Source organism: Apilactobacillus apinorum (assembly GCF_001281175.1).
Lineage (GTDB): Bacteria > Bacillota > Bacilli > Lactobacillales > Lactobacillaceae > Apilactobacillus > Apilactobacillus apinorum.
On sequence record NZ_KQ440396.1, the window covers coordinates 254,448 to 268,597 of the forward strand.

Here is a 14,150-nt window from a genome sequence, read left to right on the forward strand (position 1 = left end):
CCTCCAATCTTAATCAGCTAAAAAAGGTCAGCACTTTACACTGACCTCTTTTCTATTTCAAATCTTTTAATAGGATTTCAACTGTATTAACAACTTCTTCTTGTTTTACTTCTACAGTTTCACCTGTTTTTCTAATCTTGATTTCTACGATACCTTCGCTGGCTTTTTTACCAACTGTTACTCTGATTGGTAAACCAATTAGATCAGAATCGGCGAACTTAACCCCCGCTCTTTCTTTTCTATCATCAGTTAACACATCAAATCCAGCATCTTTAAGGGCTGTTTCTAATTCATCAGCAACGCTTACTTGAGTTTCATCTTTTGTATTAACAGGAATCAAGTGAATATCAAAAGGAGAAATTGACTTAGGCCAGCTTAGTCCATTTTCATCCGCTTGTTGTTCAGCAATCGCTGTCAATAATCTACTAATACCAATTCCATAACATCCCATAACAACAGGTGTTTGACGTCCATTTTCGTCTAAAACATTTGCTTCTAAATCTTTTGAGTATCTTGTTCCTAGTTTGAAAATATGAGCAATTTCGATTCCCTTAGTAAATTTAAGAACCCCTGAACCGTCTGGTGAAATTTCACCTTCTTGAACTTCTCTAAAATCACCATACTTAGCATTTTCAATATCTCTCTTAGGATTTACGTTGGCAAAATGGTATCCATCTTCATTGGCACCTGCATAAGCATTAACCATATCTTGTACATAGTTGTCAGCCAAAATAGTAACTGATTCATCTAAATTGAAAGGTCCAACGTATCCACGAGATGTGTTAGTAAATTCCTTAATTTGATCATCATTTGCTAAGTCAAAGAATGAAGCACCTAATTCAGTTTTAACTTTAACGTCGTTAACTTCATGGTCACCACGAACTAATACTAAAACAGGTTTTTCATCAGCGATAAATAATACGCTCTTAATTACATTACTTGCTGTAGTATCTAATAATTCAACATCATCTTCAATTGATTTAACATTTGGTGTACTAATCTTTTCAAGTTCTTTTTGAGTTTCACTTGATTGATCTGGAACGTACATACTTTTAGCCATTTCCAAATTTGCGGCGTATTCACTGTCATCTGAGTATACAATTGTATCTTCACCAACAGCTGCAGGAGCAGAGAATTCAATTGAATCAGATCCCCCCATAGCTCCACCATCACCAATAATAGTGCGGTAATCAAGACCTACTTGATCAAAGATTTTACGATATGCATCTTCCATTTGATTGTAGATACGGTCTAGATCTTCATCGTTAATTGAGAATGAATATCCATCTTCCATAATAAATTCACGGCCACGTAGTAATCCATTACGAGGTCTTTCTTCATCACGATATTTAGGTTGAATTTGGTAAAGTACCAAAGGTAATTTTTTATATGACTTAATTGAGTCACGAATAATTTCAGTATAAGTTTCTTCATGAGTTGGACCTAAGATAAAGTCTGTATCATGACGATTTTTTAATTGAAATAATGTTGGTCCGTATGTTGCTAATCGACCTGATTTTTCCCATAAATTTGCAGGTAATACAGCTGGCATAAGTGTTTCATTTGCGTCGATTGCATCCATTTCTTTTCTAATGATGTTTTCAATCTTTGAAATAACTTTATATGCAAGTGGTAAATATGCATACATACCTGCTGATACTTGCTTGATATATCCCGATCTAAGCATTAGTTGATGACTAATGGCTTCTGCACCTTTAGGCGCTTCCTTAAGCGTTGGGATTAACATTTTTGACTGTTTCATAAAAGATCTCCTTATACGTTATTAGTGTAGAAAATATCTTTGAATATCGTTAATTGTCACTAATAGCATTAATACAACAATGATTGCAAATCCTATTAAAGTAACAACTGTTTCTACTTTTTCAGAAGTTGGTTTTCTTCTAATTGCTTCAATTATGTTCATTAATATTTTACCACCATCTAAGACTGGAATTGGAATTAAATTCATAATTGCTAAATTAATAGATAAGAAACCAATGAAGTATACAATTCCAGCCATTCCAAGTTTAGTTGCTTTAGTGGTATTAGCATAAATTGCGACCGGACCACCTAAATCATTTAAACTAAAATGTCCGCTAATCATATAAGCTAATTGAGAATAAAGTGACCTAGTCATATCCCAAGTTCTAGTAAAGCCAGATAATAACTTAGCTCCAAACGATGTATCTAGTGTGTTTTCAATCCCGATTAAACCATATTTCTTCCCATTTGATTCTTGTGAATCTGTTTTTAGTTTAATGATATGGGTTTGATTATTTCTTTCAACTGTTAAAACAACGTTAGTATTTGGCTTGCTTTGAATAGCTGAACTTAATTCGTTCCAATTATCAGTTTTAACATTATCGACCTTGATAATCTTATCACCGTTTTTGATTCCAGCATCTCTAGCTACAGAGTGTCCAGAAGCTGTGTTTACTTTATTTTGTGTGCTAACAACCCCACCTTGTAGGAAAGATAGCAATGAAAATGCTACAATCGCAAGTAAAACATTATTAAAAATACCTGCAAAATTAGTAATCATCTTTTTTAATACAGGTGCATTTTGAAATTGAACGTCTTCAGGAGCAATTTGAACTGTTGTCCCATCAGATTCAATCATTAGTGCATCATGATTAACATTAAAGCGTTTTACATCTTCATTATTGTCTTGATACCCTTCAATCCATAAACCCTTTTGAAGATCAATGTCTGAAACTTCTAATGGTAGTCCGTTAATATTTCTTTTCTTTTGGCTAGTGTTAATTAATGTAACTTCATCTTTATCATTAAATTCAAGAGTAACTGGTGTTCCAGGTTCCAGTTGTTGCGTTTCATTATCAGCTAATCCAGCCATTCTAACGTATCCACCTAATGGTAAAATTCTGATGGTATATGTTGTATGGTTATGACGATAAAAGAAAATTTTAGGACCCATTCCAATGGAAAATTCTCTTACCATTATTCCCGACTTCTTGGCCGCAATAAAGTGACCAAACTCATGAACAAAAACTAATATTCCAAAGACAACGATGAATGCGAGTATTGTCGTAATCATTTTAAAACTCCTTTAGGCTAGATAATGCCGAACAAATGAAGAAGTGGTAGTACAAATAGCAAACTATCAAATCTATCTAAGATTCCACCATGACCTGGCAAGATTTTACCAGAATCCTTAACTTGATAATATCTCTTCAATGCTGATTCTACTAAATCACCAAATTGTCCTGCAATTGATAACACGGCAGTGATAATTATTGCTACCAACATTGATACGTTACCAATTTCAAATGATTGCATCCAAACAGTAGCAACGATAATCGCTAGTACAGATCCACAAATAGATCCCTCCCAAGTTTTGTTAGGACTTACATGTGGAGCTAATTTATTTTTACCTAGTTTTCTACCAAATACATATGCTCCAGAATCGGTAATCCAAACAATAAATAAAGCATAGAATAAAACTGCAATCCCTGCACCTCTTGCTTCAATAAAGTAATGGAACCCCATTCCGATGTATAACATTGCAATAGTTAATACTCCAGCATCATCAAATGAAAAAATATTTTTTGTAATAACGTTTCTTAACATTAATAGCATAACGATAATGTAAAAAATAAAATTAACACTTAAAAAATGTGGTAATGAACTAAACCAATTTGCAGGAGCTATTAGAATACTAACTCCTAAAAATGATAGTAAAGCTTCTGGAGAAACTAATAGTTTCTTCTTCATAATTAAAACTTCTGACATTGCTACGATTCCCAATGCAATTGCACCAACTTCGATTAGAATTCCACCAATCAATACAATTGGTACAAAGAAAGCTAAAGCAATGATTGCTGTTATTACTCTTGTTTTCATATTTATCTCCTAAATTATTTATTTGTTAAACCACCAAAACGACGATGTCTAGATTGGAAAGTTAAAATACAATTTTTCAAATTATCTTCAGTATAATCGGGCCACTTAGTATCGTCAAAAACGAATTCACTATATGCTAATTGCCATAATAAAAAGTTAGATAATCTTTCTTCTCCACTGGTACGAATAAGTAAGTCAGGATTGGCATATTCGCCTAAATCAGCAGTCATTAGATTATCTGAAACAGTTTCTTTATTGATGCTATCAATTGATATTTCGTTATTAGAAACTTTTTCTGCAATGGATTTAACAGCGGTTACGATTTCATCTTGACTACCGTAATTCAAAGCAAAGTTTAAAACCATTCCTGTACAGTCCTTTGTATCCTCAATGGCATTTTTTATAGCAGTTTGTGTTTGTTTAGGCAATTGATCAACGTATCCCATAACGTTAACTTTTACATTATTCTTTACCAAATCAGGAACAAAAGTGTTAAAAAATCTTTCAGGAAGATCCATTAAATAATTAACTTCTTTTTCTGGTCTTTTCCAATTCTCTGTAGAAAAAGCGTACAAGGTTAAGACTTTTACGCCTAACTCACTTGATGCTTGTGTTATTTTTTTAACTACATTCATACCTTGTTTATGACCAGCAATCCTTGGTAAATGTCTTTCTTGTGCCCATCTACCATTACCATCCATAATTATTGCTATATGATTTGGAATGTTTTGATAGTCAAAATCAACAATTTTATTCTTCTTTTTAAAATTAAACATCTTTTCCACCTAATTCATACAAATAAAGGATGAGAATAAATCCTCATCCCAAATTAGTTAAGTTATTTTATTGGATTAATCTCCATTCTCCACGTTTAGCTTCAACTAAAGTTTCGAAATACTTCAATAGTTGGTTGGCTTCATCCGCGTTTTGGTCACCTAACATATTTAGTCCTTCTCCAGTTGGAATAGGATCGCTTAAATCTGTTATTTCAGAACCGTTTTCAATGGTAGCCTGTGTAAATGCGACAATCCAGTCATCTTCAATTAACTTAGAAACAACTAAGAAAATATTGAATTGCTCTTCAACATAAACTGGCATAACAAAAATTCCGTCTTGAATTTCTTCGACTCTGTTGTCATTATATTCCAATGATTTAATAGTTGAATCGTCTAGATCTCCATTTAATTTAAATACCATCTTTGTAAATTGTTCGGTACCTGGTGTGACTTCCATTTCTTCCACGGTGATTCCCCCTGTCCTATCTCTTAACCGTTCATAACTTCTTTTTCTTTGTTATCAACAACAGCTTCTAAGTCCTTAATTTGGTCATTAGTAAGCTTTTGTACTTTTTCTTCTAAATCATGAGCTTCATCGTCCGTGAACTCATCATTCTTATTTCCCTTTTTAACGGCATCCATTGCTTCTCTTCGCACATTTCTAATAGCAACTTTACCTTGTTCTCCGACGGCTTTAACCTTCTTTGAAACTTCTTTTCTTCTTTCTTCAGTTAATTGTGGGACAATCAAACGAATGTTATCACCATCATTAGCTGGGTTAATACCAATATCAGCTTCTAAAATTCCTTTTTCAATATCATCTAAAGCTGATTTATCATATGGACTAACCATAATAACTCTTGCTTCAGGAACTGTAATTGAAGCAATTTGATTTAATGGAGTTGGTGCTCCGTAGTATTCAACATTAACACCGTTCAATAGACTGGCATTTGCTCTACCGGCTCTAATTGAAGATAATTCGTGTTTTAATGATGCGATTGATTTTTGCATCTTTTCTTTTGCATTATCAAGAATTTCATTTTGAGTAGCCATGTTTATTTCCCCTTAACTGTAGTACCGATTTTTTCACCTTTAACAACTTTTTCGATGTTGCCGGATTCATTTAAGTTAAACACAACAAGTGGAATATCATTATCCATAGATAATGAACTAGCAGTTGTATCCATAACTTTAAGATTCTTATTAATAATGTCCATTTGAGTTAATTCATCAAATTTAACAGCATCTGGATCTTGATTAGGATCAGCTGAGTAGATACCATCTACTCCATTCTTTGCCATTAAGATTGCATCAGCATGAACTTCAGCAGCTCTTAATGCAGCAGTTGTATCTGTTGAAAAGAATGGGTTACCAGTTCCACCAGAGAAAATAACAACTCGATTCTTTTCTAGGTGTCTTACTGCTTTTCTTCTAATGTATGGTTCAGCAATTTGTCTCATTTCGATTGAAGTTTGTACTCTTGTTGGAACCCCCAATGATTCAAGGTTTTCTTGAAGTGCTAAACCATTCATAACAGTGGCAAGCATTCCAATGTAATCCGCTTGAGTTCGTTCCATGCCCATTTTTGAACCAGCAACTCCACGCCACATGTTACCACCACCGACAACGATAGCGATTTGAATTCCTAATTCATAAACATTTTTGATTTCTTGAGCGATTTTCTTTATCACAGGTGGGTTGATTCCGAACCCTTCGTCACCAGCTAGGGCTTCACCACTAAGCTTTAAGACGATACGTTTATATTTTAAATCAGACATCGAATTTCCTCCATTACAAGTTCATTAAGTTAATTTTAGCATAATATGGGCCCTAAAAACAGATTATTGCAATAAATATTTAGATAAAAATACATAAAAAAAGGACACAAAATAGTGTCCTTCTTCATATTTATTATTTAATTTGACTATTAACTTCGTCAACAAAGTTTGTTTCTTGCTTTTCGATACCTTCACCAACTTCGTAACGTACGAAAGCTTTTAGTGAACCACCGTTTTCTTTAACAAATTCGCCAACAGTCTTGTCAGAATCCATAACGAATTCTTGATCAGCTAAACTGATTTCTGAAAGGAACTTGTTAAGACGTCCTTCAACCATTTTTTCAACGATATTTTCAGGCTTGCCTTCTTGTAGAGCTTCCTTCTTCAAGTTTTCTCTTTCGGCTTCAAGTCTGTCTTGAGGAACTTCGTTTCTGTCTAGGTATTCTGGTTTTGTAGCAGCAATGTGCATAGCAACATGCTTAGCAACAGTTTCATCTACACCTTGGATTTGTACAAGTGCACCAATTAGACCTTGATTGTGTAGGTAGTGACCAAAGCTTTCGTCATCAGCTTTGCTTAATACAACAAAACGACGAAGAGTAATCTTTTCACCAGTAATTTGAGTAGTGTTAATAATCTTATCGTTGATTGTTTCACCGTCAACGTCAAGAGCTAAAGCAGCTTCTACATCAGCAGGTTTAGCTTCAACGATTTTAGCTGAGATTAAATCAATAAGATTCTTAAAGTCATCGTTACCTGAAACGAAATCAGTTTCAGCATTAACTTCAACGATAGCAGCATCGTTTCCGTGTGTAACAACACGAGTTAAACCGGCAGCAGCAACACGGTCACTCTTCTTTTCAGCTTTAGCAATACCTTTTTCACGTAAGTATTCGATAGCTTTCTTTTCGTCACCATCAGAAGCAACTAAAGCTTTCTTAGCATCCATCATACCTACACTTGTTTTTTCACGTAGTTCTTTTACTTGAGCAGCAGTAATCTTTGCCATTGTTATGGCCTCCTTAATTTATATCATTAAAAAAGGCCGACTCATTCCCAGGCCTTATCGGTCCAAACATGAGTCAGCCTAAGTGTTTAAACAATATTAATATTTATAATATTACTTGTCTTCACTTTCGTTTTCATCTTTAGTGTCTTCAAATGTGCTTTCGCTAACATTTTCTTCACCTTGGTTACCTTCAATAATAGCATCAGCCATTTTTGCAGTAATTAGACGAACGGCACGGATAGCATCATCGTTTGATGGGATAATAACATCAACATCATCAGGATCTGAGTTAGTATCAACCATAGCAACGATAGGAATGTTTAATTTGTGAGCTTCATGAACAGCAATTTGTTCTTTACGAGGGTCAACGATAAACATAACATCTGGAACCTTAGGCATATCTTCGATACCACCAAGGAATTTTTCAAGCTTGTCAGTCTTCTTCTTTAGAAGAGCAACTTCCTTCTTAGGTAGACGTTCGAAAGTACCATCTTCAGCCATCTTCTTAAGATCCTTTAGGTACTTAATACGACTTTGGATAGTGTCCCAGTTAGTTAAAGTTCCACCTAACCAACGGTGGTTAACGTAGTATTGACCTGAACGAACAGCTTCTTCTTGGATTGAATCTTGTGCTTGCTTCTTAGTACCAACAAAAAGAACAGTAGCACCTTTAGCAGCTTCATCCTTCATGAAGTTGTAAGCATTATCGATCATCTTAACAGTCTTTTGTAAATCGATAATGTAAATTCCGTTACGTTGGGTAAAGATAAATTTCTTCATCTTAGGGTTCCAACGACGAGTTTGGTGTCCAAAATGAACACCAGCTTCTAGTAATTGTTTCATAGAAATAACAGCCATTATAATAGCCCTCCAAAAATAGTTTTTTTCCTCCCCAATAATCATCCCATTTAGAAACCATAATAATGGCACTTACTAAATAGTCATATTGAGTGTGAATTGGTGATAAACACCGAATATTATTGTATCTCAGTCAAAGTAAATAATCAAGCTAAAATTTGACTACTTTGTCAGAATTTCCAGTTTTAATTAAATCTCTATTAGCATCCATAGAAAATTCTACCATATTTTGAACAGCGGTCTTTGTATAAAATGCAATGTGTGGACTAACTAAAACATTATCTCTCTCCATTAGGTTCTTTAATTTTTCATCAGGAATAGCTGAAAAATATGGGAAATCTTCATTAAATACTCCCACTTCACCTTCATATGTGTCTAATGCTACCCCAGCAATCTTACCTGAATCTAGAGCTTTGATTAATGCATCTGTATCGATTAAGGTTCCTCTTGCTGCATTAATAATATAAGAACCATCTTTCATTTCTGATAAAGTTTTTTCATTTACCATATGTTCATTCTCTTTTACAGCTGGGACATGGAGAGAAATGATATCAGCTTTTTTAAACAAGTCATCTGGAGTGTCAACGTATATTCCTTGCTTTTCAAGTTCTGGGTTTCTAAATGGATCATATGCAATGACTTTTGCACCAAATCCTCTGCAAATATCTAAAAGAACTCTTCCAATTCTACCTGTTCCAAAGATGCCCACAGTTTTGGTATGAAGTTCTTCTCCAATTTCTGGAGCCCATCTCAAATCACCATTTCTTTGCTTAGTTTCAAATCTTTTTGTATTTCTAAGTAATCTCATAATTTGCGTAATTGCTAACTCAGCAATAGCGTTTGGCGAATACGCAGGAACATTAGTAACTGTGATATTATTCTTTGATACAGCTTCAACATCGATGTTATCAATTCCAACATTTCTAAGAGATAAATAGCGAATATTAAATTCTCCCAGTTTATCAAGGATTTCCTTAGTGTATGGTTTTTGTTGATATGCGACAACACCATCGAATCCTTCTGCTTCTAAAACCGTAGTTGAATCGAGTAATTCTGTTTCTACCTTAACTTCAACATCTGGATTGTTGTTTTCCCATTCTCTTAGAAAAGGCAATTCATCATTTCTAATACCATATGCAATTATTTTCATTATGAAACCTCCTATTTACAATTAATTTTTCATAAAACTATAAAAGGTGTTCTCTATGAACATCTACACCATGACTCTTTAAATAATCTATTTTCTTTTTTCTACTTTGATGTTTAAAGTGATATTCAGCACTCAAAGCATCATGTTTATTATCAAACTCTTCATGATATATCATCTCAACTGGCAAATGATTTTTTGTATACTTTGCACCTCTACCAGACTGGTGCTGTTCAAGTCGATGTTTTAAATCAGTTGTATATCCACCATAAAGAGAATTATCTCCACACTTTAAAACATACATAAAATACCTATTTTCCATATAAAACATTCCTAACATAATCTGTATAATCGTTAGATTCATCTTGATAAACAGTTATTGGTGGAAGAACCTTGGTTCCACCATTTTTACCAGACTTTATTCCTTCAATCAAAACCATGTTAGCGTCTTTTTGTTTTCTAGGGTGGATAAACTGAATCACTTTCGGCATTATATCATGTGATTTCATGGAATCAAGTAACTCTAATAACCGGTCTGGTCTATATACAAAAAATACTTTTCCGTTTGTTTTTAATAAATCCGAGCAAACAATGTTAATTTTGTCTAAATTAGTAGTAATTTCGTGTCTTGCAATTGCTAAATATTTATTGGGATTTTTCTTACTATTATCTAAATTCGGAAAATACGGTGGATTACATGTAATGACATCGACGGAATCCTTGGATATATAATTCGTAGCATTATCTAAATCATCATTAACAACTTCTATTTTATTTTCAAGATTATTAAGCTCAACGCTTCTTTTTGCCATATCAGCTAATCTTGGTTGTAACTCGATTTCCCATATCTTCCCACGAGTCTTATGTGACATAAATAATCCAACTGCACCGTTTCCACTACATAAATCAACAGTCACTGAAGAATCTTTTTTAGGTAACTTTGCAAAATAAGATAATAGTACAGCATCTAGTGAAAATGAGAACACTTCGGGGTTTTGAATTACTTTAATGTCGTTACTGTATAACTGATCAATTCTTTCATTTTCTTTCAAAAGGTTGTTCATTTACATTCATCCCCCATTTTTTCCTTGCATATACTTATAATAATAGAATACTATTAAATAATAAAGTACGAGAGGAGTTAAATAATGTATTCTTTCTTAAAGATTTTATCTAGAATCATTTTATATCCAATAAATGGAACACCAACATTCAAAAACAAACAACGTATCCCAGAGGGAAACTACATATTAGTTGCACCGCATCGAACATGGTTTGATCCATTGTATTTTGCGTTAGCAGCTAGTCCAAAAGAATTCGCCTTCATGGCTAAAAAAGAATTGTTTAAAAACCCAATTCTTAAATTTGTTTTAGTGCATGCAAACGTTTTAAGCGTTGATCGTGAGAATCCTGGTCCATCAGTAATTAAAGAGCCTGTTAAAATTTTACAAAATTCAGATAAGTCTCTAATTATCTTTCCTTCTGGAACAAGACATTCACAAGATTTAAAAGGTGGAGCAACACTAATTGCCAAATTATCTAAGAAGCCATTGTTGCCAGCTGTATATCAAGGTCCACTTACATTCAAGAGCCTATTTTCTAGAAAGAAGGCTATCATTAATTTCGGTGACCCAATCTATCTAGATAAAGGAATTAAGATAAATGAAGAAGGACAAAAAGCGATTGAAGATAAAATGCAACAAGCATTCGATAAACTAGATCAAGAAATTGATCCTGAATTCAAATACGTTGATCCTTCTAAAAAGTAATAAAAAAAAAGACATAATCTTTTGATTATGTCTTTTTTATTACTTGGCGTTAGCCTTCATACTATTCATCATTTGATTTAACTTCTTAGCTGATGGCTTTTGACCCATTTGCAACATCATTGCTCTTAATTGATCCTTGTTAATTGGGGGATTATCTTTAAGATATTTTTCCATGTACTTACGTGCCATGAAGAATCCACCAAATAGACCTACGATTAAAGCTAAAATAATTAGAATAATCCAAAAGAATGGTGACATAATTCTTCCTCCCTCCGTTTGTTTCTATTATTAATTTTACACAAATTAATAATTAAATTCAAAAGTTTTTTAGTCGTCACGAAGCCCTTTCTTTCTTTGAACCTCTTTAACTTTTTCAGGGGTAACTTCTTTTCCCTCTTTATTAAAGATTTGAACCATTTCGATTTGACTTCTCATGTTTTCTTTAAATCTCTTTAGATATTGTTTTCTAAGATCAGCTCTTTCAGCCTCTTCTTCTTTACTTAATCCTTCATTTTTGGCTTTATGAGCTAATTCGTTAATTCTAGGAATAAGTTTCTTTAAAATTGGATCTTCTGCTTCTGACATTTTATCCTCTCCTTTGCGAACGTTTGTTTTTATTTATTTAATATGCTATATTTAAAGCATTGAAAATACATACAAGAAACGGGGTATCGATTTGACTTTTTCAAAAGAAGAAAAATCTTCTAAACAATTAGCTATTTTAGAATTTATCTGGAAAAGAATCAATAGTCAAGGTTATCCTCCAACCGTTAGAGAAATTGGAGAAGCCGTTGACCTTTCTTCAACTTCTACTGTGCATGGACATTTAAGCCGTCTGGAAAAGAAAGGATTTATCGTTAAAAATCCTGCTAAGCCAAGAGCACTAGAAATTACTGAAGACGGACTAAAACAATTAGGAGTTAATACTCATCCCGGTCAAATTCCAGTTTTAGGTACTGTAGCTGCTGGAGAACCAATTTTAGCCGTTGAAGATACTTCTGAATTTTTCTCCATGCCAGAACAATATGAAAATTCTGATGAAATTTTCATGCTTACCATTCAAGGTGAAAGTATGATAAATATTGGAATCTTAAATGGTGATAAAGTTATCGTTAGAAAGCAATCAACAGCTAACAACGGTGACATTGTTATCGCAATGACATCAGAAAATGAAGCAACATGTAAGAGATTCTTTAAAGAATCTGATCACTACCGCCTTCAACCTGAAAATGACAATCTAGATCCAATCATTTTAGATCAAGTTTATATCATTGGTAAGGTTGTTGGTCTATTCAGAGATAGTGTGTTTTAGAACACTTCTCCCTCGTAGTGATATTCAGGCATCTTTTCAAAGTCAAAAGATTCAACATCGCTAACCTTTGTTAGGTATGATTTAGAACCATTTGAAAGCATTAAATTAACAATTGCTTCTTTTTCATGGAATAAAACAACTGGTTTGCCAATTGCAAAAGCATATCCAATTTCAAAAGCTGTACCGCTATCAACGTTATCGTCAACATAGTCGATAATTGCGATGACGGCATCAGCTTTTTTTATTTCATCAACATCTAATTGAAATACATCCTTTGACCATTGACTGCTACCAATTTCAGTACCATCGTTAACATTGGAATTTCTTGGACTAAAGTAATCAGATACAGTTTTATTTGCATCTAACGCTTTTTCAATTCTTTCAATTCTATTGACTTGTTCGTCATCAAAAAATGGACCTGCTAAATATAATCTCATGTTTACTCCTACTTTCTATCATAAATTCTTTGATGGTTCTTAACACCCTTAAGAGTAAATGTTGAAGCATCTTTACTTGTATCAAAACTAAGTTCTTGATCTTTAATTGGTACCCAGTCATTAAAGATGGTTTCATATTCAGAAACAGATACTTGTTTTCTGTTATTAATGTCAGCATTGATTTGACTTATCAATTCACTATTTTTAAATCCTTTACATAAATTCATTGCAAAGAATTCCCCTTGAGCTCCTGATCCATAACTGAATAATCCAATTCTATCTCCAACCTTTAATTGATCAGAATTGTTAATTAAAGATAAAAAGTTTAGGTACAAGGAACCTGTATATAGGTTCCCAATATTTTCATTATATACTTTTCCGAAACCAAATTCTGTTTTTAGTTTGTCTTGATGCTCTTCACTTGCTTCATCAATGATTGCTCTTAATGCTTTGATTCCCATTTTTACATAGGGTAGATGGAAAGTCATTGCAGAAAAGTCTTCCAAATTTTTTCCAGTAATTTGTTTGTATTCATCCCATGTCTTCTTAAAGAAATCGACATATACGTCATTTGAATAATGACCATCAACCACAGCTTCGGTTCTATATAACGGTCTCCAAAAATCCATTACGTCATCAGAATAGAATGTACTTGTTCCTTCAAACTCTGCAATTGATGGGTTAGCAGATATAACCATGGCAACAGCCCCACCACCTTGTGTTACTTCACCAGGAGTATCGATACCATATCTGGCAATATCTGCCCCGATAACTAATGCCTTCTTTTCAGGATTATTTTCTACATATTCCTTTGCCATTTGTAATCCCGCGGTAGCCCCATAACAAGCTTGCTTAATTTCAAAAGCTCTACCGCGTCTACTTAATCCCAACATGTTTTGTAAATAAATCGCTGCAGATTTAGAATTGTCAATTCCAGTTTCAGTCCCAAAAATAATTAAATCAATTTTATTTCTATCATCATCATCAATTATTTTTAAACATGCATTTGCAGCCATTGTAACTACATCTTGTGTTTTAGGAATAACTGCCATTTTCTTTTGGCCAATTCCAATTAAATATTTATTAGGGTCTTCATTTCTAGCATGTGCTAAATCCACCATATCAAGATACATGTCTGATGAATAAAAGCTCATCTTATCAATTCCAACATTCATAATCATAATCCACACTTTCAAATATATA

18 protein-coding genes are annotated in these 14,150 nt (G+C 33.5%); 2 read left to right on the forward strand and 16 right to left on the reverse strand.

All coding sequences use genetic code 11. From position 1 onward, the window contains the following. Positions 1 to 52 precede the first annotated feature (52 nt). The 12 genes from RZ74_RS03915 to RZ74_RS03970 all read right to left on the reverse strand — a co-directional run bounded on the left by RZ74_RS03915 (position 53) and on the right by RZ74_RS03970 (position 10,493). Entirely contained in the window at positions 53 to 1,762 is a 1,710-nt protein-coding gene (locus RZ74_RS03915) for a proline--tRNA ligase (protein WP_053950149.1), read from the reverse strand. Between the two features lie 21 nt (positions 1,763 to 1,783). Next, positions 1,784 to 3,055 carry an RIP metalloprotease RseP gene (gene rseP / locus RZ74_RS03920; protein WP_053950150.1) on the reverse strand — a complete coding sequence of 424 codons (1,272 nt, stop codon included), beginning with the start codon at positions 3,053 to 3,055 and terminating at the stop codon, positions 1,784 to 1,786. Positions 3,056 to 3,072: 17 nt separating this feature from the next. Beyond that, on the reverse strand, positions 3,073 to 3,861 hold the full coding sequence (locus tag RZ74_RS03925; protein WP_053950151.1) for a phosphatidate cytidylyltransferase: 789 nt from the start codon (positions 3,859 to 3,861) through the stop codon (positions 3,073 to 3,075). Between the two features lie 14 nt (positions 3,862 to 3,875). Next, positions 3,876 to 4,637 carry an isoprenyl transferase gene (locus tag RZ74_RS03930; protein WP_053950152.1) on the reverse strand — a complete coding sequence of 254 codons (762 nt, stop codon included), beginning with the start codon at positions 4,635 to 4,637 and terminating at the stop codon, positions 3,876 to 3,878. Positions 4,638 to 4,704: 67 nt separating this feature from the next. Further along, positions 4,705 to 5,094, reverse strand: coding sequence for a hypothetical protein (locus RZ74_RS03935; protein ID WP_053950655.1), 390 nt, complete (start codon positions 5,092 to 5,094; stop codon positions 4,705 to 4,707). A 32-nt stretch (positions 5,095 to 5,126) separates the two neighbouring features. Further along, the gene (gene frr / locus RZ74_RS03940; RefSeq protein ID WP_053950153.1) at positions 5,127 to 5,690 is read right to left on the reverse strand and encodes a ribosome recycling factor; all 564 of its coding nucleotides are present in this window, start codon (positions 5,688 to 5,690) and stop codon (positions 5,127 to 5,129) included. 2 nt (positions 5,691 to 5,692) lie between these two features. Then, on the reverse strand, positions 5,693 to 6,415 hold the full coding sequence (gene pyrH / locus RZ74_RS03945) for a UMP kinase (protein ID WP_053950154.1): 723 nt from the start codon (positions 6,413 to 6,415) through the stop codon (positions 5,693 to 5,695). Between the two features lie 133 nt (positions 6,416 to 6,548). After that, the gene (tsf, locus tag RZ74_RS03950) at positions 6,549 to 7,424 is read right to left on the reverse strand and encodes a translation elongation factor Ts (protein ID WP_053950155.1); all 876 of its coding nucleotides are present in this window, start codon (positions 7,422 to 7,424) and stop codon (positions 6,549 to 6,551) included. 111 nt (positions 7,425 to 7,535) lie between these two features. After that, positions 7,536 to 8,282, reverse strand: a complete 747-nt coding sequence (rpsB, locus tag RZ74_RS03955) for a 30S ribosomal protein S2 (protein WP_053950156.1) — start codon at positions 8,280 to 8,282, stop codon at positions 7,536 to 7,538. 151 nt (positions 8,283 to 8,433) lie between these two features. Beyond that, positions 8,434 to 9,432, reverse strand: coding sequence for a D-2-hydroxyacid dehydrogenase (locus tag RZ74_RS03960; protein ID WP_053950157.1), 999 nt, complete (start codon positions 9,430 to 9,432; stop codon positions 8,434 to 8,436). A 37-nt stretch (positions 9,433 to 9,469) separates the two neighbouring features. Further along, entirely contained in the window at positions 9,470 to 9,751 is a 282-nt protein-coding gene (locus RZ74_RS03965) for a GIY-YIG nuclease family protein (protein WP_053950158.1), read from the reverse strand. Further along, positions 9,741 to 10,493, reverse strand: coding sequence for a tRNA1(Val) (adenine(37)-N6)-methyltransferase (locus RZ74_RS03970; RefSeq protein ID WP_053950159.1), 753 nt, complete (start codon positions 10,491 to 10,493; stop codon positions 9,741 to 9,743). The genes RZ74_RS03965 and RZ74_RS03970 overlap by 11 nt, the downstream gene beginning before the upstream one ends. An 81-nt stretch (positions 10,494 to 10,574) precedes the next feature. Here RZ74_RS03970 and RZ74_RS03975 point away from each other — a divergent pair, with 81 nt between their 5' ends. After that, positions 10,575 to 11,198 (forward strand): lysophospholipid acyltransferase family protein, encoded by a 624-nt coding sequence (locus RZ74_RS03975; RefSeq protein ID WP_053950160.1) that lies wholly within the window; start codon positions 10,575 to 10,577, stop codon positions 11,196 to 11,198. Positions 11,199 to 11,237: 39 nt separating this feature from the next. Here the strand turns inward: RZ74_RS03975 and RZ74_RS03980 are convergent, their stop codons facing one another. Further along, complete coding sequence (locus RZ74_RS03980; protein ID WP_053950161.1) at positions 11,238 to 11,456, reverse strand: YneF family protein; 219 nt, start codon at positions 11,454 to 11,456, stop codon at positions 11,238 to 11,240. Positions 11,457 to 11,525: 69 nt separating this feature from the next. Continuing rightward, a complete protein-coding gene (locus RZ74_RS03985) occupies positions 11,526 to 11,783 on the reverse strand; it encodes a DUF896 domain-containing protein (protein WP_053950162.1) in 258 nt (85 codons plus the stop codon). A gap of 91 nt (positions 11,784 to 11,874) precedes the next feature. Here RZ74_RS03985 and lexA point away from each other — a divergent pair, with 91 nt between their 5' ends. Further along, complete coding sequence (gene lexA, locus RZ74_RS03990; protein ID WP_053950163.1) at positions 11,875 to 12,510, forward strand: transcriptional repressor LexA; 636 nt, start codon at positions 11,875 to 11,877, stop codon at positions 12,508 to 12,510. Here lexA and RZ74_RS03995 read toward each other — a convergent pair. Both RZ74_RS03995 and RZ74_RS04000 read right to left on the reverse strand, forming a co-directional pair. Next, positions 12,507 to 12,947 carry a nucleoside 2-deoxyribosyltransferase gene (locus RZ74_RS03995; protein ID WP_053950164.1) on the reverse strand — a complete coding sequence of 147 codons (441 nt, stop codon included), beginning with the start codon at positions 12,945 to 12,947 and terminating at the stop codon, positions 12,507 to 12,509. The genes lexA and RZ74_RS03995 overlap by 4 nt on opposite strands. 8 nt (positions 12,948 to 12,955) lie before the next feature. Next, a complete protein-coding gene (locus RZ74_RS04000) occupies positions 12,956 to 14,122 on the reverse strand; it encodes a hydroxymethylglutaryl-CoA synthase (protein ID WP_053950165.1) in 1,167 nt (388 codons plus the stop codon). Positions 14,123 to 14,150: the final 28 nt, after the last annotated feature.